Raw genomic sequence first — 18,534 nt, 5'->3', positions numbered from 1 at the left:
GGGACGACGCGAAAAATTCGACCGCGCGGCGGGCGGCGAGAGCCGTTACTCGGGGTTGACGAGCTCTTCTGCGTCCCGGACGGCCTCGCGCTCGCCGATGATGGTGATGCGGTCGCCCTCCTGGAGGGTGTACTCCGCGTTGGGGACCGTCGTGTCGCCGTTCCGCGAGACGAGCGTGACGAGACAGCCGTCGGGCAGTTCGGGACCGATTTCGCGGATGGTCCGCCCGATGAGTCGCTCGGCGGTGACCTCGACCTCCTGGACGTCGCCGGAGCGGCCGATCTCGCCCATCCAGTTCGACATCGACGGGCGCTCGATGTAGTTGTCGAGCGCCTGCGCCGTGGCGATGGTCGACGAGATGGTCCGCACGCCGAGTTCTTCGAACGCCTCGACGTTATCGGGGTTGTTCGCCCGCGCGAGGACGCTCTCGGGTTCGAACTTCGAGTTCGCCAACTGCGCGACGAGCAGGTTCACGTCGTCGTCGCCGGTCGCGGCGACCACGAACTTGGCGTTCGCGGCCCCCGCGGAGCGTAAGACGCTCGTGTCGGCGCCGTCGCCGTGATGGACGGTAAAGCCCATGTTCCGGGCCGTCTGGACTACTTCTTGGTCCTGCTCGATGAGGACCACGTTCTCTCCGCGGTCTGCGAGGCGTTCGGCGAGCGCACGGCCCACTTTCCCGCCTCCGATGATGAGTACACGCATTGGGATGACGTCGAGGTATTCTGCGATCTGGCGAGCGAGGCCGGCCTCGAAGACGACGGTCGTCAGGATGACGAGGAAGACCGTGCCGACGAGAATCGAGGCGCTCTGGTTCAGCGCGGCGGCCTGCTGGGCCATTCCCTCGGCCGCCAGCCGCGTCGCCTCCTCCTGTAGGGCGATAGCGAACAGCGAGGCCACGGACGCGGGGATGATACCGCGCGGGCCGACGAAGCTCATGAAGAGCTTCTCTCCTTTCGTGAATCGGTCGCCGCGGGCCGAGATGAAGACCAACAGCGGCCGAATCACGAGCGCGACGGCGGCGACGACGACGAGGCCGCCGACGCCGAGGTTCAGGAGGTTCTGGAAGTCCAACAGCGCCGCGAGGGCGATGAAGACGAACGACAGCACGAGGAGTGTGATGTCGCCTTTGAACGCCGAAATCTCCTCTTCGTACGGCACGTCCGCGTTGCCGAGGAGGATGCCGGCGGTCGCCACCGCGGCGATGCCGGCCTCCGTGGCGACGTAGTCCGCCGCCCCGTAAGACACGAGCGCGCCGGCGAGGACGAGCAGGCGCGCGTTCTGCGGCGCGTTGCCCGGCGAGAGGTCGACGTACCGGAGCGCGTAGTACAGCGCCCCGGCGACGATTGCGCCCACGATGACGCCGACGCCGAGGCGCTCGGCGAACAGCGTCACGAGAGCGTCGGGACTACTGACGCCTTCGAGGATGGCCTCGAAGATGACGACGGCGACGATGGCCGCCGTCACGTCGTTGACGATACCCTCCGTGTCGAGCGCCGCGCCGACCCGGTCGCGGACCGGGACGACTTCGAGAATCGGCGCGATGACCGTCGGCCCGGTCGCGACGAGGAGCGCGCCCACGAGGAACGACACCGGCCACGGCGCGCCGAGCGCGTAGTGGACGACGACGCCGGTCGCGATGAACGAGATTATCGCCCCGACGGTGACGAGTCGGAACGTCGCGGCCGGCGCTTCCCGTAGCTTGTCGATTCGAAGGTGGAACGCGCCCTCGAACACGATGATGGCGACCGAGAGACCGACGATGGCCTGTAGTGCGTTCCCGAACGAGTCGGGAGAGATGACGCCGAGGACCTCCGGGCCGAGCAGGATGCCCGACGCGATGAGGAACACGACGCTTGGGACCTGAAACCGGTCCGAGAGCACCTGCGAGACCACGCCGATGCCGATTATCGCGGCGACGAGCGGGATGAGGTTCGCCCCTCCTGCTGCGGCCACTTATATCGCCTCCATGGATTCGGTTCATGTGGCGACGGAAGATAAAACCATACATCTCGGGCGGTATTCCCGCGGTCTTGTAGATACGTATGTCCGCAAAACCCCCGAAAAAGTTTAGGCTGTCATATTTTACTGGGTCGCGTCCCGTTCGCGGCCCCGCCCCGTTTCCGTTTCGCCCCGGCGCTCCTCGTCGTAGATGAGAGACACCTCGTCGGCGTAGCGGTCGAGGATGTTCCGGCGCTTTTTCTTCATCGTCGGCGTCATCAGGTCGTTGCCCTCCGAGAACTCCTCGGGGACGACGCGGAACTGCTTGATTCGCTCGTAGGACTCGAAGTTCTCGTTGGCCGCCTCCACCTCGGCCTCGATGCGCTCGTACACCCGGTCGTCGCGGCAGACGGCCTTCGGGTCGTCCGGGAGGTCGATTCCCTCCTCGTCGGCCCACTCGCGCAGGCCGTCGAAACTGGGGACGATGAGCGCCGAGACGAACTTGCGGCCGTCGCCGAGGACCATGCACTGTTCGACCACCGGCGAGGAGGCGAAGGCGTCCTCGATGGGCCCGGGCGCGACGTTCTTGCCCGTCGAGAGGACGAGAATCTGCTTGGCGCGCTCGCGGAACGCGATGTAGCCGTCGGGCCGGCGTTCGACCACGTCGCCGGTGCGGAACCAGCGTTCGGCCTCGTCGTCCTCGACGAACGCCGCCTCGGTCTCCTCGGGGTCGTTCCAGTAGCCCTCGGTGACGCTCGGCCCGCGGACGAGCAGTTCGCCCACCTCGCCGCCCGCGTCGCCGAGTCGGTCGCCGACGACGGTCGCGTCGAGTTTCGTCTCGACGGTCCGAAGCGGGTAGCCGATAGTGCCGATTTTCGGCTCTTCGGGGGGGTTGACCGAGATGACCGGCGAGGTCTCGGTGAGGCCGTAGCCCTCGTAAATCGGGAGGCCCATCGCGTGGTAGAGCGCGCACAGCTCGGCCGAGAGGCTCCCGCCGCCGCTGATGAAAAAGTCGATGTTGTCGCCGAGCGCCTCGCGCACCTGCCCGAACACGAGGCGGTCGGCGAGGCGGTGTTTCGCGGTGAGCAGGTAGCCCGGCGCGTCGGTCGTGTGGTACGCCTGCCCGACGCCGACGGCCCACTCGAAGACGCGCTTTTTCGCCGGCGATTCGCTGGCCTGCGTCCGAATGGCGTCGTAGAGCTTCTCGTACACGCGGGGGACGCTCGTCCCGACCGTCGGCCGGGCGAGCTGGAAGTCCTCGCGGAGCGTATCGGGGCTCTCGGCGTAGGCGACGGTCGCGCCCGCCGCGAACATCATGAAGTGGCCGGCCATGCGCTCGAAGACGTGCGCCAGCGGCAGAAAGGAAAGCGTCACCGCGTCGGGACCGATGACCGGCGTGTCGCCTTTGTCCGGGCGCGGGCCGAAGCGCCGATAGCTCTCGTTGACGTTCGACCGGAAGTTCCAGTGGGTGAGTTGGACGCCTTTCGGCTGGCCGGTCGTCCCCGAGGTGTAGATGAGGCTGGCGAGGTCCTCGGGGTCGCGCTCGTCAAGCCACGATTCGGCGGCCGCCTCGTCGTACACGCCCTCGCCGCGGCGGTAGAGCTCGCCGAGGGTCAGCACGTCGTCGCGGTCGTCGCGGCCGTCGTACTCGTCTACGACGACGATAAACCGCAGGTCCAACTCGTCTTCGATGGCGAGCACGCGCTCCAGTAGTTCTTCGTTCTCGACCACGACGGCGTTCGCCCCGGGGTCGGAAAGCAGATACTGCACCTGACGCTCCGACGACGAGGTGTACACCGTGGTGACGACGCCGCCCGCGCCGAGGACCGCGAAGTCGGTCTGCGCCCACTCCATGCGCGTGTGCGAGAGGATGCCCACCCGGTCGCCGCTCTCGATGCCGAGGTCGCGAAACCCGGCCGCGAGGCGGCGGACGACGCCCCGCATCTCCTCGTAGGTCAGGTCGGCGAAGTCGCCGTCGGGAGCCGCCGGGACGACGCCCTCGGCGACCAGCGACCGCCGGTAGACGCCGCCTTTGTATCGCTGTGCGACTCGCGAAGCGTTCCGCGACGCGCTCGCCTCGAACATCCGTGGGAGGGTCGACCGCTCGATGACCGGGTCGTCGAACGCCGCCTCCGCGTCCCGCCAGTCCATGTTCTGTTAGTAATAATTCAACATCTAAAAACTATGTACGTGCGGTCTGTTGAAAGCCCGCGGTACCGCGGGGAAACGGTGATTTCGACTCCCGGTCGCGTCACTCGTCGTCGCCGACGTAGTCGAGGTAGCCGAGCACGCCGCGGGTGTTCAGACGTTCCTCGTCGCGGGCCTTCCGCGCGCCCCACACCTCGTCCATCTGGGTGTGCTCGACGAAGTGGTCGATGACGGCCTCGTCGTCGCCGAGTTCCGCGCGCTTCTGGCGGATGGCCTCGACCCACTCCACGAGGACGCGCTTGTACTTCTCGGCGAGGTCGGTGTCGAAGGGCCTCGGTCCGAAGTGGCCGAAACAGACCGTCTCGGGGTCGATGTCCTCGATGGTCCGCACGTCGTCGAGCGCCTTCTGGAGGTGGAACTGCGAGGGCGGCGAGGTCTGTCGGAGCGTCCGCGACCGCGGCTCCCAGATGCCGAGCGCGTCGCCGACGAAAAGCGCGTCGTCGCCGTCGTCGTGGAACATCACCTGATGCGGCGCGTGGCCGGGCGCGTGGTGGACCGTGAGCGTCCGGTCGCCGAGGTCGATTTCGTCGCCGTCGGTGAGGCCCTCGACGCGATCTTCGTCGATTGGGAGCGGCTCGTCGTAGAACCGCCACTGGTCTTCGACGGCCGCCTTCGTGCCCTCGACGAGCCGCGAGGGGTCCACGAGGTGCGGCGCGCCGAGTTCGTGGGTCATGACGGTCGCGTCGGGGTAGCGCTCGGCGAGGTAGCCCGCGCCGCCCGCGTGGTCGAGGTGGACGTGCGTCGGCAGGACGTACGCGAGGTCGTCGACGCCGACCTCGTCGAGCATCCCGAAGACCGCCTCCCTGTCGGCGGCGATGCCGGTGTCGACGAGCGCCGGCTTCTCGGCGTCGATGAGGTAGACCGAGCCGTACTTCTCCACCTCGTACATGCCGGTGTCGACGTAGTAGAGGTCCGTGCTGTCCGGGACGGGTTCGACGTCGCCAATAGCCATAGTTGACGGCCGTCTCGGGGAAAGAAAAGCGTTCGGTCGCCGGACCCCCCACGTTGATTACGGGCGACCGCAAAGCCGTCCCCATGTCCGAACAGGGCGGCGACCCGCTCCCGGACGTCGACATCGCGGACGTCTCGCCGATGGCGTGGCGACTGCTCAGAGTCGCCGCCGGCTACAACCAGCGGGCCGTCGAGCGCGCCGTCGACGACCTCATGCAGGCGCACATCTCCATGCTCGAATCCGGGAGCCGCGGCCTCTCGCGGTCGCGCCGACGCGCCCTGCTCGCGCTGTACGCCGCGGAACTCGACGACGAACAGGTCCGCACGCTCGTCGAACAGTTTTAAACCGCGTCGAGACGCGACGCCGAACCTCGCTTCCGTCCCCCGATTCCGACGGGAACGCGGCTGTCGACACCGATATACCGCCATTCGCTACCGTATTGAAAATAATTAAGTAAGACTATCGTTAGAGATAGCGTGTATCAATGATACGCGGTGTTACAAAGACTGCTCGCGGACGATTCGCCGTCTTCACGCTCGCCCTCGTCGCGTCTCTCGCGTTGGCCTTCGGGCCGTCGCTGGAGGGGCTTTCGACGCGGGGGCAGTACGCATTAGCGACGATGGTGTTCGCCGGCACCCTCTGGGTGTCCGGGGCGCTTCCCCTCGCGGTGACGGCGCTGTCGATACCGGTGTTGCTCACGGCCTACGGTGTCTACGGCGACATCGACCCGGCGCTCGCCGGCTTCGCCGACCACCTCATCTTCCTCTTTATCGCCGGTTTCATGCTGGCGAACGCGCTCCAGAAGTACAACATCGACCGCCGCATCGCGCTGTGGCTCATGGCCGTCATGGGGTCGTCGCCGCGGCGGCTCATCCTCGCCATCATGCTCGCCACGGCGTTCCTGTCGATGTGGGTCTCGAACACCGCGACGACGGCGATGATGACGCCCATCGCGCTCGGCGTCCTCGCGCAGGTGCTCGGCCGCGAGGAGGTCTACGAGGCCGACGCTACTGAGGACTCCTTTTCGAACATGCAGATAGCGACGCTCCTCGGCACCGCCTACGCCGCGAGCGTCGGCGGAGTCGGCACCCTCATCGGCACCCCGCCGAACGCGGTCGTCGCCACCCAGCTCAACGCGTTGCTCGGCTACGACATCGGCTTCGCCGAGTGGCTCCTCGTCGGCCTCCCAATCGTCGCCATCACCCTCCCCATCGTCTGGTACCTCCTCACGTTCCGGTTCTACCCGCCCGAGGTCGACGACGTGGAGGGTGCCCGCGAACAGGCGCGCGAGTACCTCGCCGAGGAGGGCGCGCTCTCGACCCGCGGCCGCCGCGTCGCGTACATCTTCGCCGCCACCGCCGGCCTGTGGGTCGTCGGCGGCCTCGATCTCGCGTTCGAGGGCGTCCTCTCGGACCCGGTGTTCAACACCCTGTTCGGCACCGGCGAGGGGATGACGCTCCTCGGCGTTGAGGGCCATCAGGGCCTCCTGTACTACGTGATGGTCGGGATGGTCTCCATCCCGGCGCTCGTCCTCGCGGACACGATGGAGTGGGACGAGCTGGCCGACATCGACTGGGGGACGATTCTCCTCTTCGGCGGCGGCATCTCGCTGGCCGACGCGTTCGCCTCCACGGGCGCGACGCGGTGGCTCGCCGAGGCCGTCTTCGGCTCTCTGACCGGCGCGCCCATCATCCTCGTCGTCGGCGCTATCGTGCTTCTGGTGATCTTCCTCACGGAGATGACCTCGAACACCGCGACGGCGACGATCATCGTTCCCGTGCTCATCGGCATCGGGAGCATCTTCGCGGCGACGCTCGGCCTCACCGAGGTCTCCGCGGCGGTGTTCCTCGCGGTCAGCGGGGCCATCGCCGCCTCGTTCGCCTTCGCGCTTCCGGTGGCGACGCCCCCGAACGCCATCGTCTTCGGGAGCGGCCACATCAAGCAGTCGCACATGATGCGGGCGGGGACCGTCCTCAACGTCGTGATGACCGGCGTGCTGACGATTCTCATCTGGTTCCTCTTCCAGTTCGTCTGGCCGGCGTTCCTCTGGTAGTCGGCGCGTCTGCGTTCGGCGCTCGCCGACGCCTCTCCGCGCGGTCTCGACCTCCGTTCTTCGGCGATGCGATACGATTTTCCCGCCCGCCCGGAAACCACAGTCCAATGATTGACAGGCAACTGCTCCGCGACGAACCGGAGCGAGTTCGCGACGCGCTCGCCGCCCGTAACATGGAGGGCGTGGACATCGACCGCGTCCTCGACGTGTACGACGAGTGGCGCTCGCTGAAGGCTGAAGGCGACGACCTCCGCCACGAGCGCAACGAGGTCAGCCAGAAAATCGGCCAGCTGAAACAGGAGGGCAAAGACGAGGAAGCACAGGAAGCCATCGACCGTTCGGGCGAGCTCAAGACGGAGCTCCAGGAGCTCGAAGCCCGCGCCGACGAGCTCGAAGCGGAGCTCGACGAGGCGCTCATGGAACTGCCGAACCTCCCCCACGAGTCGGTTCCCGTCGGGGCCGACGAGGCCGACAACGAGGAGGTCCGCCGCGTCGGCTTCGACGACCGCCGCGAGCTTCCCGACGAGGTGACGCCGCACTACGACCTCGGCGAGGAACTCGACATAATCGACGAGGGTCGCGCGGCCAAGACCACCGGCTCGGGCTTCTACTTCCTGAAAGGCGAGGGCGCGATGCTCGAACACGCGCTCGTGCAGTTCATGCTCGACGTGCACCGCGAACAGGAGTACGTCGACCTGTTCCCGCCGATTCCGGTCAAGACCACCTCGATGGAGGGCACCGGTCAGCTCCCGAAGTTCGCGGAGGACGCCTACCGCATCGGCGGCTCGGAGACCGAGGACTACGACGACGACGACCTGTGGCTCTGTCCCACCGCGGAGGTCCCGGTCACGAACATGTACCGCGACGAGATTCTGCTGAAGGACGACCTCCCGCTGAAGCATCAGGCGTACACGCCGAACTTCCGGCGCGAGGCGGGCGAACACGGCACCGAGACCCGCGGCATCGTCCGCGTCCACCAGTTCAACAAGGTCGAACTCGTCAACTTCGTCGAGCCCGACGAGTCGTACGACCGGCTCGAAGCGCTCGTCGACGAGGCCGCAGAAGTGCTCGACCGACTCGGCCTGCCGTACCGCGTCCTCTCGCTTTGCACCGGCGACCTCACCTTCGCGTCGGCGAAGACCTACGACCTCGAAGTGTGGGCCCCCGGCACGGAGTCCGAGGACGGCCCCGAGGACCTCGGCGGCCGCTGGCTCGAAGTGTCGTCGGCCTCGAACTTCGAGGACTTCCAGGCGCGCCGCGCCGGCCTCCGGTACCGCCCCGAGCGCCACGAGTCGGCGGAGTACCTCCACACGCTCAACGCGTCGGGCACGGCCGTCGGCCGCGTCATGGTCGCGCTCCTCGAATACTACCAAAACGAGGACGGCACGGTCGACGTGCCCGAACCGCTCCAGCCCTACATGGGCGGCCGCGAGGTCATCGAGGGCCACGAGCCGGTCGGCGAGGCCGCGGTCGGTGCCGGCAAGAAGGACTGAGCGACCGACCCGCGCCGCCACCGCGCTTTTCGCTTCTCACTCTCTTTGTCTCCCGCGACTCGCGCCGTCAGTTCGCCGTCGACGACTTGACGAACGTCTTCAGCTCCGAGAGCTTCCCGTCGCGCGCCCGAAACCGGTCGAGGAAGACGAACAGCTCGTCGCCGTCGCGGTCTTCGAGATGGCCGCGGACGACGATTTCGTCGTCGGACTTCGACTGGATGTAGCGCTCGATGACGTGTCGCGTGTCCTTTTGCGGCCTGTCGTCCCGCATGAACGAGACGAACTCCTCGCGCCCCGTGAGCGTCATGTCGCCGCGGTGCTGGACGAATTCCGGTTCGAGGAGGTTCCGAAGCATCTCGTATCCGTGGTGGTCGAGCGCCGTGTAGTACTGCCGGGCCAGATACGTCGCGTCGGGATGCACGCTCTCCCTTCGTCGGCTGGCGGGAAGTATCCGACGCCGGTTCGCCTCGCCCCTCGACCGAGTCGCGCGCGCCGACGCCGCGTTCGGGACGCTTTTCTCGGCCAGCCGCGTACCGCGGCTGTGGACCTGCACGTTCGATACGAGGGCGACGACGACCCGAAGAAGTGCACGGCGAAGAAGCTCGAACGCTTCGACATGGCCGCCCTCCACGGCTCCGACCGCGAGACCCCCTACGGCGTCGTGCTCAACCCCCACGCCGACAGGGCGCTGTCCCCCGCCGACGCGGACACGGGCGCGCTCGTCGCGCTCGACTGCTCGTGGGAGTCGGCCGGCGAGGCCATGTTCTCGCTCCCCGGCGAGCACCGCGCGCTCCCGTATCTCGTCGCCGCCAACCCCGTGAACTTCGGCCGCCCGATGCAGTTGACGACGGTCGAGGCGATAGCCGCCGCGCTCGTCATCTTCGGCGAGAAAACGCGGGCCGAAGACGTGCTCTCGAAGTTCAACTGGGGGCACACGTTCCTCGAACTCAACGAGGAGCCGCTCCGCCGGTACTCGGAGTGCGCGGACTCGACCGAGGTCGTCGAGATTCAACGGGAGTACCTCGAACGCGGCGAGTAGTCGTTTCGACGCCCCTCGACCTCAGCCTCAGATTCAGCTCAGCCTCAGATTCAGCTCAGCCTCAGCTTTTCACCCACGCGCCGACGGCCCCGGCGATGGCGCTGTCGATAGCGAAGACGAGCGTCAAGATGACGCCCGCGACGAGGACGCCGACGCCGCCGAGGAGTCCGCCCAGCGGGCCGCCGGCGAGTCCGAGGAGACTCCCGAGGAGCGCCGCGAGGAGCGTCACGACCATACCCGAGATAGAGCCCGCGACGAGGCCGTTCCACGCGCCGTTGCCGAGCGTGCCGCCCGCGAGGTAGCCCGCCGCGAAGCCGCCGAGCAGGCCCGCGCCGATTTGGCCGACGACGGGGAGCGCGAGCCCGCCCGTGCCGACGACGACGATGACGACGAAGCCGACGGCGACCGCTTTCCAGTCAGTCATGCGTCGAGGTAGGCCGCGGGCGGGCAAGAACTTCGTGGCGGTCGCGGGGGTTGACGGTTTGGCGGTCCGCGTCCGTTCGCGTCCGTCAGCGCCCGCGCGTCGGTCGCCCGCGACCCCTTCGCTTCCGGTCGAACCGTGCGGGAGACCTGCACGGCGAATCCCCCGCTCGAAGCGCCGAGCCCCAAACGGACGCGCTTTTACGGCTCGGCCATGTAGCGGACTGCAATGATTTTCGAGTCTCTCCCGACCACGCCCCGGTCGGACGAACTCATCGACAAGGCCTTCTCGCGGGCCGCGCGCACGGGGCGAGCGAAGCAGAACAAGTTGGAGGCTCAGCAGTCGATGCTCCAGACGGCGTCGAACATCCTCTCGGACAACCTCGAAAACGTCGTCGTCGAGTGGCCCGACTTCGGGACGGTCGACCCCTTCTACTACGAACTCGCCGACGCCATCGTCGACGTCGACGAGGTTCGAAAGAGCCTCTCGGAAGTGATGTGGGCCTCCCGGCAGGTCGACAACATCGCTCGCGAGTACCAGCCGAAGCTCCGCAAGACCGACGCGGACCTCGCGCGAAAGCACCGAAAGCAGGCGTTCGCCCGCATGGCGAGCGTCGTCGAGGAGGTCGAAGACGACCTGCTCCGCATCGGCGAGGCCCGCGACGCCCTGAAGGACCTCCCCGACATCCGCCCGGACGAACCGGCAATCGTCGTCGCCGGCTATCCGAACGTCGGCAAGTCCTCGTTCGTCAACGACGTGACCCGCGCGTCGAACGAAATCGCCCGCTACCCCTTCACGACGAAGGGCGTCCAAATCGGGCACTTCGACCGCGACCGCATCCGCTACCAGATTATCGACACGCCGGGACTGCTCGACCGCCCGGAAGACGAGCGCAACGACATCGAGCGACAGGCCGTGAGCGCCCTCGAACACCTCGCGGACGCCGTCATCTTCGTCGCCGACGCCAGCGGGGCGTGCGGCTACCCCATCGAGTCACAGCTCGAACTCCGCGACGCCGTGAAAGCGCGCTTCGAAGAGCGCGACATCCCCGTCCTCACCGTCTGTAACAAAAGCGACCGCTCGACGGACATGGAGGCCGACCTCTACATGAGCGTCGAGACAGGCGAGAACGTCGAGGCCGTCCTCGACGCCGCGGTCGAGGCCATCGGGTTCGAACCCGACATCCCGCCGTCGCGCAACGAGTAATCGAACCGACGCGGATTTTCGGGTTCCGTCGTTTTCGTCACGCCGCAAGCGGAGAGAGCCGCGGCTACGGGGTGAGTGTCGGAGAACGAGGACGCGGGGTGGTCGAACCGCGAACCGCGAGTTCGGTAGCGGGGCGCGGGCGCTTACTCGGCTTCGTAGACCATCTGGACGGTCGCCGAGACGGTCACGGGGCCGGGCGAGAGTTCGGTCGAACCGCCGCGGGCGGCGTCCTCGGCGTAGGCGACCGGGTACGGGCCGGGCGAGGCGCTCCCGCCGACGGTGGCGGTGTGGACGCCCGCGACGGTCAGGCCCGAGGCGCTGGCGACCGCGTCGGCGTCGGCCTTCGCGGAGCCGACGGCGCGGGTCAGGGCCTCCTCGCGGAGTTCGGCGCGCTTCTCGTCGGAGAGCGTGAAGGCGACGCCGCGGATTTCGCTGGCACCGGCACCGACCGCGAGGTCGATGACCTCGCCGGCGCGGTCGGGGGCGACCTCGACGCGGAGGGTGTGGGTGGCGCGGTAGCCGAGGAGTTCGCGCTCCTGTCCGCTGTAGTCGTACTCGGGGTAGATGTTGAAGCCGGTCGTCTGGATGGCGTCCTCGGCGACGCCGGCGCCGGTGAGGGCGGCGCGGACTGCGGCCACGTCGTCGGCGACGGTGCCGCGGGCGTCGTCGGCCGAGTCGGCGGTGGTCGTCACGGCGAGAGAGACCACGGCGAGGTCGGCGTCGGCGGTCACCTCACCGGTGCCGGTCGCGGAGATGGTCGTCGCGTTCGTCGCGTTCGTCGCGTCTGCGCCCCCGTCGGTCGTCGCCTGCAGGGGTGCCGAGAGACAGCCCGCGAGGAGGACGAGGCCGACGAGGAGTATCGGTGCAATCGTGCGTCGTTGCATACCCAGCATACGCGGGTTCAGCTATTCAAGCCGCGCTAGAGACAAAGAGCGACTGTAGCCTTCGAAACGGGTGACAGAATCGTCGCCGCGCTACTCCACGACGGCGACGTAGCGCACCTGCACGTCGATTTCGCTCGCCCCCCACGGCGACAGCGGTTCGGGGGCGACGGCGTTCACCCGCCTCGTGAGTTCGCGTTCGACCACCGGGGGGTCCGACGCCGGGTCGTAGCCGACGGTCACGACGATACCCTCCGGCTCCTGGAGCGGGCCGCTGTCGTACTGCAGTTCCATCGACAGCAGTCGCGCGTCGGTGTCCGACAGCGCGTCTTCGACGGCGTCGCGCGCGTCGGTCTGGAAGTCGGCGTTCCGGTAGGTCGTGTAGGTGACCGCGCCGAGGAACGACGAGAGCACGAGCAGTCCGACCCCGATGACGGCGATGCGGAAGAAGGCGGCCCGGCGGGCCTCGTCGCGGCGAATCCAGCGCTCGGGTCGGTAGCCCTGTCGCCAGAGGACGCCGATGGCGACGAAGTTGACGGAGAGGATGTTGACGAGGACGAGGATGGCCGAGCCGACGACGGCCTCGGGCGCGCCCCACGCGATGCCGATGCCGACGACGGCGGTCGGCGGGACCAACGCGGCGGCTATCATGACGCCGACGAGCGCGGTCGAGACGCCCGAGGAGAGCGAAATCGCGCCCGCCGCCCCCGCGCCGAGCGCGATGACGAGCGACAGCACGTCGGGCGCGAGGCGCTCGTCAACCTCGGGAATCGACAGCACCTCAGCCGGCGACAGCGGGACCGCCCGGTCTGCCTGAGCAGGAAGGCGAAGACGGCGGCCGCGCCGACCGCGAGGAGGCCGCCGAGCGCCTGCAGGCGAACCCCGCGGGCGAACATCTCGTCGTCGTCGACGACGGTGCCGACGCTCGCGGACATCGCGGGGCCGACGAGCGGGGCGATGACCATCGAGCCGACGACCACGGCCGGCGAGTCGAGAAGCAGGCCCGCGGTGGCGACGAGCGCCGAGATGGCCGTCATGAGCACGTACGTCGGCACCGACGGCGCGAGTTCGGCGGCCTTGGAGGCCAGTTCCTCGCGGGCGATGCGGTCGCCGTTCTCCTCGTCTTCCTCGTACTGCTCGCGGAGCTGGTCGAACCGCTTCGACGCGACCGTCTCGGCGGCGACGACGACGGTGTAGGCGTCGCGCTCGACGCCCGCCTCGCGGAGCCGCGCCAACACCGGTTCGACGGCCTCCTTGGGGACCGGGAAGGTGACGACGGCGACGAAGTCCCGTCCCGAGGTCTCCTCGGAGACGGCGTAGTCCACGCCCTCCTCGTCGAGCGTCCGCAGGACGGCCTCGCGCTTGCCGGTCGGCACCAACACCTGTACGAGTCGCACGGCCTCACGTCGGTCCGGGCGGTGAAATAAGCAGGGGCTCGGCTACGCGTCCGACTCGTCGCGCAACCGCCGGAGGACGGGCATCTCGTCGAGACGCTCGTCGGGGAGCGCGTCCCAGTCGATGCCCTCGGGTCGGGGGTACGGGGTCTCGGTTCGGACCAGCCGCTCGGGGGTGACGACGAGGTCCATCGGCACGTCGTGGGCGTCCGGCTCGGGCAGGTCGTCGCGGACCTGTCGCTCGTGGACCGTCGTCGCCACGGTCGTCTCCGCGGAGACGGCTCTCAGCCCCCGCAACACCGCGTATTCGAGGTCGCTGAACCCCTCGCCCTTTCCGACGCGAGCGCCCGCCTCGGAGGCGGCGACCGACCCCGAGACGACGAGGTCGATGGGCGGGAGGGCGTCGGGGCCGACTTTGTCGGCGTAGGTCTCGACGTGCGAGACGGTCGGCGCGCTGTCGAGGTCGTCGTCGTCGATGCGAGCGGGGTCGAGTTCGTAGAAACACTCCTCGTCGCGGAGCCGCGGGACGGCCATGTAGACGGTCTTCCCCTCGCGGAGCGCCCGCCGCCTGACGGGGAGTTGCGGGGCGTCCGGGTTGGCTTTCACCGCGTCGGCGGCGGCCCACTCGGGCGTCGCCGCCAGTCGCTCGGCGGCCGCCGTCGCGTCGGCGAAGTTCGGGATGCGGCCGTGCGGCGGGAAGGGAAACCGGGCCGCGCCCGACGATTCGAGGTCGTCCCACACCGTCGTTCGGAGCGTCGCTTTGTCCATCGCGTCGCCGTCGCGTACTCGCGCCGGGCCAATAGCTCCCCCGCTCGGGCCGCGAGCGGTTCCCGTCGTCGCGCGCAGTCCCCGGCTACGAGAAGTCGGACGCCGACTGCGACAACAGCACCTTCCGCAGGACGGTGTCGGCCCCGCGGCGGACGCGCTCGGAGGCGGCCTGCGGGCTGATTCCGAGTCGGTCGGCCACCTCGTTGAGCGTGGTCTGACGGGGGACCTTGAAGTAGCCCTCAGAGACGGCGGTGACGAGCGCCTCCTGTTGTTCGTTGGTGATGTCGAAGTTGTAGACGCCCGGTTCGCCCTCCGCGAGGGTGTAGATGCGTTCGACGTGGAACTCGATCTCCTCGTCCTGACAGCGGTTGTGGAACTCGGTCAACCCGGTGTGGTCGTTGAACCGGAGGCGGAACAGCCACGGGTCGTTGCCGTGGGCTTCGAGAATCGTCGCCTCGCTGTCGGTGAGTATCCGAGTCAGACTCGACGTGGTCCCACCCCAGTTGACTTTGTACAGCACCCGGTCTTCGATGCGGGCCACCGCCGTCAGGTCGTCGACGATGCGGTTGTGCCGGACGGCGCGCTCGAACGCCTCGAAGTCGGTGCCGTGCGCCCAGAAGAACGGCATGACCTCGCCGCCGGTCGGGACGACGCGCTCTAGCTCGATGTGGATGCCGTTCGAGACGGCGGTGACCCTCCCGAGGTCGAAGCTCTCTGAGTCGATGGTCAACTCGACGACTACGGCCATTACTGGCTGTCTTTCAGCGGCCGCCGTATTGAACTCCCGTGTCAGTCGAGTTCCATGAGCGACCGAAAGCGGCGCTCGAACGCCGGAATTCACCCGCTTCCGCTAGCATTTCGGCCGATAGAACCCGTTCGTGACCAGATTCGGTTCATAACATGTAACGTCGGTTCCCGGATGCACTACTTCAATGACCGGACTGTGAAAGCAGAAAGAGAATCTGGCTTGCTAGCTATGCACTCTCGGGGGACGTAGTTGTGAACACACACAGACATCGACAGCCGTACGCCGTCCAGACGCGCCGCGACGGCGCAGAGGTGTGCGGACGTGTGATTGACTGGTCGCGCTCTCGACGGTACCGGTATCGGGTGGTGCTCGCCGGGTGCCCGGAGCGCGACCGTCCGGCGACTCGCGGGAGACGCGTTACCTCGGCGTCTCGCGCCCGTCGCGCGACGCCCGTTGGGACCCGACGGGGGTTGCGCTGATGGTAGCCGCGGCGCCCCCCCGCCTCGACGAGGCGTTCGACGCTCTCGGAAACGTCCATCGGCGACGGTTGCTGATGGGCCTGCGCCGACGGCGACGCGCGCGCCTCGACGCGGCAACGCGGGACGCGGCCGGTGGTGGCGGCCGCGACCGCGACCGACTGAAGGTGGAACTGTTCCACGTTCATCTGCCGAAACTCGCCGACGCGGGCTTCGTCGAGTGGAACCGTCGTCGCGGTTCCGTCGCCTGCGGCCCTCGATTCGACGAAATCGAGCCGCTGTTGCGATTTCTCGACGAGGACGCGGGCGAGCTATCGGCCGGCGGCTGTGACTGACGCGGCCGCTTCATTCACGCGTCGTCGGCGAGTCGCCGTGGGGGCGACTCGCCCGGAGACGTGATTCTTTTCGACGGTGACGCCGCCGGCGGTGAGCCCATTCCGCCCACCTTATCCGTCGCGGTGGCGAACCATCGGTATGTTCGAAGACCGACCGGACCGCGACGAAATCGTCCTCGTCGGGCGGTCGAACGTGGGGAAGTCGACGCTGATGCGAGAGCTGACGGGTCACAGCAAGTTCACGACGGGCAAGAAGCCCGGCGTCACCCGCAAGCCCAACCACTTCGACTGGAACGCGGAGAAGTTCATGTTCACCGACCTGCCCGGGTTCGGCTTCATGTCCGGCGTCGACCGCGACACCCGCGAGGCAATCAAGACCGACGTCGTCCAGTACATCGAGGAGCACGCCGACGACATCCTCGCGGCGGTCCTCGTCGTCGACGGGAAAAGCGTCATCGACATCATCGACCGCCACACCACCGAGGACTCCATCCCCCACGACGTGGAGATGTTCTTCTTCCTCGACGAACTCGACATCCCGACCGTGGTCGCGGTCAACAAGATGGACAAGGTCGACGACCGCGACGAGCGCCTGAACGACCTCTGTGACCGCCTCGGGCTGTTCCCGCCGTGGAAGCAGTGGCGGAACGTGGTCGCGCCCATCACGGCCAAGCGCGGCGACATCTCGGCCCTCGAAGAGGCCCTGCGGTCGCACCTCCACGAACAGAGCCGCGACGACCTGTTCAAGTTCCTCTGAGCGAGGCGCGGCCGGTGCTGTGTTCCGTGCCGACCCTCACGCCACGCGGTTCGTGAGCGGGTCGCCGGCGGCTATCTTCTCGACGTTCTCTCCCACGAGCGCCGCGATGTCCTCGTGGTAGTTCCCCGTCGCGGCGCTCACGTGCGGCGTGACGAGCACCTCGTCGAAGTCCCACAGCGGCGACTCCGCGGGGAGCGGTTCCTCGGCGAACACGTCGAGCGCCGCGCCCGCGATGTCGCCGGCGTCGAGCGCCGCCACGAGGTCGTCCTCGTCGACGACGGGGCCGCGCGCGACGTTCACGAGGTAGGCGTCCCCGCGCATCGCCTCGAACGCCGGCGCGGCGACCATGCCTTCCGTCTCCTCGGTCAGCGGCATCGCCAGCACGACGAACCGGGCGTCGGCGACGGCCTCGTGCAGTCGGTCGGGCGTGAACACCGTCGAGACGTTCTCGACCGAGTCGCCGGAGCGCCGGACACCGACGACCTCCATGCCGAGGGCGGCCGCGCGGTTGACGACGCCCCGTCCGAGCGTGCCGAGGCCGACGACGCAGACGCGCTCGCCGTCGAGGGTGAACGGCTCCGTGTAGCGCGGGAGATTCCACTCGCGGTCGCGCTGGGCGTCGCGGTAGGCGTGGAGGCGGCGGGCGAGCGTCAGCATATAGGCGACGACCGTCTCGCCGACCGTGGTCCCGTGGACGCCGGTGCTGTTCGTGAGCGCCGTGCCGGCGGCCTCGTAGTCGGCGACGGGGAACTCGTCGTAGCCGGCGCGGACGCAGTGGACCCAGTCGGCGTCGACGAAGGCGTCTCTGTGGCCGAACGTGGCGACCGCGTCGCCCGGCCCGAACTCCTCGCCGTCGCCGACGCGCTCGACGGGGACGCCGTGGCCCGAAAGCGCCTCGGCGAACAGTCCCGGCGGCATCGTCCGCCCGACCGACTCGTCGACCGCGATGCGTTCGATGTGCATGGCCGAGGGGTCGCGGCGGCTCACGAAGGAAGTTGCGCCTTCGGCGCGGGTGGCCGGTTTCGGGCGACCGGCGTCCGATTTTCGGGTGCCCGGTTTCTGTCGTCCGGTCTCTACCGTCTGGCCTCTGCCCCCGCCCTTACGTCGTCTCCGACCACGGCGGCGGCAGGAGCACGTCCGTGTCTGGCTGGTCGGCGCGCCACTCGGCCCACGTCGTCACCGACGACGGGAGCACCGCCAGTTCCTCGCCGGACTGCGGGACACAGATACCCGTCGCCAGCAGTTGGCTCCAGTAGCTTCCGGTCGCCTCGTCGTAGAGCACGAGGTTCGCGGCGTTTCGGAGCTCGGTGTCGCCGGTCAGGACCGACGCGCCGAACACCCGCCCCTCGGCGGCGCTCGTGAAGCCGCGGGTCGCCGGCGGTTGCCACAGTTGCCCCGAGACGAGGAACGTCGTCGGCGCGCCGTCGACGGGGTTCGGCGGCGCGCTACACACCGTCTTCGGGAACCCCTGCGCGACGACCGGGTCGGGGTTCCCCGGCGCGGGACCGGCCTTCGGCGGCCGCACGCTCCCTTCGGTACAGCCCGCGAGTCCGGCGGCCGCCCCGCTCGCGACTCCGAGAAACGTGCGGCGGTACATACCTCTATATTGGTCGTTTGACGCGAAATAGCTAGCTCGAAGTCGGGGTGTTCGATGCCCCATTTCGGCGTTTGCGACGCTCTGTGGGGTGAGATACGGTCGGACCGGACGCCGGGTCGTCAGTAGTTGGTGGCTCGGGTGAAATCTATCATCACAAGGGGCTGAGTGGGGGTAACCTTCGTCATCGCCACCGAGTCGGAGTCCGGGGCGGACGCTCAAGAATCCACCCTTTTCGCCCCGCCGAGTGGTGATGTCGGTGGGGGGGTGC

17 protein-coding genes and 1 pseudogene are annotated in these 18,534 nt (G+C 68.2%); 7 read left to right on the top strand and 11 right to left on the bottom strand.

The genetic code is table 11. The annotated features are described in order from the left end of the window. Positions 1-45: 45 nt before the first annotated feature. The 3 genes from C441_RS16635 to C441_RS16625 all read right to left on the bottom strand — a co-directional run bounded on the left by C441_RS16635 (position 46) and on the right by C441_RS16625 (position 5,098). Positions 46-1,953, bottom strand: a complete 1,908-nt coding sequence (locus C441_RS16635; protein ID WP_007276135.1) for a cation:proton antiporter domain-containing protein — start codon at positions 1,951-1,953, stop codon at positions 46-48. A 129-nt stretch (positions 1,954-2,082) separates the two neighbouring features. Beyond that, positions 2,083-4,089, bottom strand: coding sequence for an AMP-dependent synthetase/ligase (locus tag C441_RS16630; protein WP_007276134.1), 2,007 nt, complete (start codon positions 4,087-4,089; stop codon positions 2,083-2,085). Positions 4,090-4,189: 100 nt separating this feature from the next. After that, positions 4,190-5,098 carry an MBL fold metallo-hydrolase gene (locus tag C441_RS16625; protein ID WP_007276133.1) on the bottom strand — a complete coding sequence of 303 codons (909 nt, stop codon included), beginning with the start codon at positions 5,096-5,098 and terminating at the stop codon, positions 4,190-4,192. 83 nt (positions 5,099-5,181) lie between these two features. Here C441_RS16625 and C441_RS16620 point away from each other — a divergent pair, with 83 nt between their 5' ends. The 3 genes from C441_RS16620 to serS all read left to right on the top strand — a co-directional run bounded on the left by C441_RS16620 (position 5,182) and on the right by serS (position 8,644). Continuing rightward, positions 5,182-5,442 carry a hypothetical protein gene (locus C441_RS16620; protein ID WP_049920657.1) on the top strand — a complete coding sequence of 87 codons (261 nt, stop codon included), beginning with the start codon at positions 5,182-5,184 and terminating at the stop codon, positions 5,440-5,442. Between the two features lie 140 nt (positions 5,443-5,582). Beyond that, positions 5,583-7,151, top strand: a complete 1,569-nt coding sequence (locus C441_RS16615) for an SLC13 family permease (protein WP_007276131.1) — start codon at positions 5,583-5,585, stop codon at positions 7,149-7,151. A gap of 107 nt (positions 7,152-7,258) precedes the next feature. After that, entirely contained in the window at positions 7,259-8,644 is a 1,386-nt protein-coding gene (gene serS, locus C441_RS16610; protein WP_007276130.1) for a serine--tRNA ligase, read from the top strand. A 67-nt stretch (positions 8,645-8,711) separates the two neighbouring features. Here the strand turns inward: serS and C441_RS16605 are convergent, their stop codons facing one another. Beyond that, positions 8,712-9,065 (bottom strand): nuclear transport factor 2 family protein, encoded by a 354-nt coding sequence (locus C441_RS16605; RefSeq protein ID WP_007276129.1) that lies wholly within the window; start codon positions 9,063-9,065, stop codon positions 8,712-8,714. Positions 9,066-9,185: 120 nt separating this feature from the next. Between C441_RS16605 and C441_RS16600 the strand changes: the two genes are divergently transcribed. After that, positions 9,186-9,683 carry a DUF367 family protein gene (locus C441_RS16600; RefSeq protein ID WP_004967429.1) on the top strand — a complete coding sequence of 166 codons (498 nt, stop codon included), beginning with the start codon at positions 9,186-9,188 and terminating at the stop codon, positions 9,681-9,683. A 61-nt stretch (positions 9,684-9,744) separates the two neighbouring features. On the opposite strand, the gene C441_RS16595 is transcribed toward C441_RS16600, so the two are convergent. Further along, positions 9,745-10,107 carry a DUF5518 domain-containing protein gene (locus C441_RS16595; RefSeq protein WP_007276128.1) on the bottom strand — a complete coding sequence of 121 codons (363 nt, stop codon included), beginning with the start codon at positions 10,105-10,107 and terminating at the stop codon, positions 9,745-9,747. Positions 10,108-10,332: 225 nt separating this feature from the next. Between C441_RS16595 and C441_RS16590 the strand changes: the two genes are divergently transcribed. Then, positions 10,333-11,310, top strand: coding sequence for an NOG1 family protein (locus C441_RS16590; RefSeq protein ID WP_004967427.1), 978 nt, complete (start codon positions 10,333-10,335; stop codon positions 11,308-11,310). A 143-nt stretch (positions 11,311-11,453) separates the two neighbouring features. On the opposite strand, the gene C441_RS16585 is transcribed toward C441_RS16590, so the two are convergent. The 4 genes and pseudogenes from C441_RS16585 to C441_RS16570 form a co-directional block, all read right to left on the bottom strand. After that, positions 11,454-12,194, bottom strand: a complete 741-nt coding sequence (locus C441_RS16585; RefSeq protein ID WP_007276127.1) for an SIMPL domain-containing protein — start codon at positions 12,192-12,194, stop codon at positions 11,454-11,456. Between the two features lie 90 nt (positions 12,195-12,284). Next, positions 12,285-13,588: pseudogene (locus tag C441_RS16580) on the bottom strand (TIGR00341 family protein). A 42-nt stretch (positions 13,589-13,630) separates the two neighbouring features. After that, positions 13,631-14,353, bottom strand: a complete 723-nt coding sequence (locus tag C441_RS16575) for a 5-formyltetrahydrofolate cyclo-ligase (RefSeq protein ID WP_007276126.1) — start codon at positions 14,351-14,353, stop codon at positions 13,631-13,633. A gap of 85 nt (positions 14,354-14,438) precedes the next feature. Beyond that, positions 14,439-15,101: a helix-turn-helix domain-containing protein gene (locus tag C441_RS16570; protein ID WP_004967423.1), complete on the bottom strand. Its 663-nt coding sequence runs from the start codon at positions 15,099-15,101 to the stop codon at positions 14,439-14,441. A gap of 478 nt (positions 15,102-15,579) precedes the next feature. On the opposite strand from C441_RS16570, the gene C441_RS16565 reads away from it, so the two are divergent. Together C441_RS16565 and engB are read left to right on the top strand one after the other, a co-directional pair. After that, positions 15,580-15,912: a DUF7344 domain-containing protein gene (locus tag C441_RS16565; protein WP_004967422.1), complete on the top strand. Its 333-nt coding sequence runs from the start codon at positions 15,580-15,582 to the stop codon at positions 15,910-15,912. Between the two features lie 139 nt (positions 15,913-16,051). Next, complete coding sequence (engB, locus tag C441_RS16560) at positions 16,052-16,669, top strand: GTP-binding protein EngB (RefSeq protein ID WP_007276125.1); 618 nt, start codon at positions 16,052-16,054, stop codon at positions 16,667-16,669. Positions 16,670-16,705: 36 nt separating this feature from the next. Here engB and ddh read toward each other — a convergent pair whose 3' ends face one another. Further along, positions 16,706-17,632, bottom strand: coding sequence for a D-2-hydroxyacid dehydrogenase (gene ddh / locus C441_RS16555; RefSeq protein WP_007276124.1), 927 nt, complete (start codon positions 17,630-17,632; stop codon positions 16,706-16,708). Positions 17,633-17,768: 136 nt separating this feature from the next. After that, positions 17,769-18,266, bottom strand: coding sequence for a DUF3179 domain-containing (seleno)protein (locus C441_RS19245; RefSeq protein WP_007276123.1), 498 nt, complete (start codon positions 18,264-18,266; stop codon positions 17,769-17,771). Between the last annotated feature and the right edge of the window lie 268 nt (positions 18,267-18,534).

It is taken from the genome of Haloferax sulfurifontis ATCC BAA-897 (genome assembly GCF_000337835.1).
Classification (GTDB): Archaea; Halobacteriota; Halobacteria; order Halobacteriales; family Haloferacaceae; genus Haloferax; species Haloferax denitrificans.
The sequence above is the reverse complement of the archived record's forward strand: the minus strand, read 5'-3'. Positions and strand labels throughout refer to the sequence as shown.

Excerpts from the sequence above, each read along its gene's own strand:
- C441_RS19245 (WP_007276123.1), bottom strand. The coding sequence starts at position 18,266 with ATGTACCGCCGCACGTTTCTCGGAGTCGCGAGCGGGGCGGCCGCCGGA.
- C441_RS16565 (WP_004967422.1), top strand. The coding sequence starts at position 15,580 with ATGGTAGCCGCGGCGCCCCCCCGCCTCGACGAGGCGTTCGACGCTCTC.
- C441_RS16625 (WP_007276133.1), bottom strand. The coding sequence starts at position 5,098 with ATGGCTATTGGCGACGTCGAACCCGTCCCGGACAGCACGGACCTCTAC.
- C441_RS16585 (WP_007276127.1), bottom strand. The coding sequence starts at position 12,194 with ATGCAACGACGCACGATTGCACCGATACTCCTCGTCGGCCTCGTCCTC.
- C441_RS16615 (WP_007276131.1), top strand. The coding sequence starts at position 5,583 with ATGATACGCGGTGTTACAAAGACTGCTCGCGGACGATTCGCCGTCTTC.
- C441_RS16590 (WP_004967427.1), top strand. The coding sequence starts at position 10,333 with ATGATTTTCGAGTCTCTCCCGACCACGCCCCGGTCGGACGAACTCATC.
- C441_RS16595 (WP_007276128.1), bottom strand. The coding sequence starts at position 10,107 with ATGACTGACTGGAAAGCGGTCGCCGTCGGCTTCGTCGTCATCGTCGTC.
- C441_RS16630 (WP_007276134.1), bottom strand. The coding sequence starts at position 4,089 with ATGGACTGGCGGGACGCGGAGGCGGCGTTCGACGACCCGGTCATCGAG.
- serS (WP_007276130.1), top strand. The coding sequence starts at position 7,259 with ATGATTGACAGGCAACTGCTCCGCGACGAACCGGAGCGAGTTCGCGAC.
- engB (WP_007276125.1), top strand. The coding sequence starts at position 16,052 with ATGTTCGAAGACCGACCGGACCGCGACGAAATCGTCCTCGTCGGGCGG.
- C441_RS16620 (WP_049920657.1), top strand. The coding sequence starts at position 5,182 with ATGTCCGAACAGGGCGGCGACCCGCTCCCGGACGTCGACATCGCGGAC.
- C441_RS16575 (WP_007276126.1), bottom strand. The coding sequence starts at position 14,353 with ATGGACAAAGCGACGCTCCGAACGACGGTGTGGGACGACCTCGAATCG.
- C441_RS16570 (WP_004967423.1), bottom strand. The coding sequence starts at position 15,101 with ATGGCCGTAGTCGTCGAGTTGACCATCGACTCAGAGAGCTTCGACCTC.
- ddh (WP_007276124.1), bottom strand. The coding sequence starts at position 17,632 with ATGCACATCGAACGCATCGCGGTCGACGAGTCGGTCGGGCGGACGATG.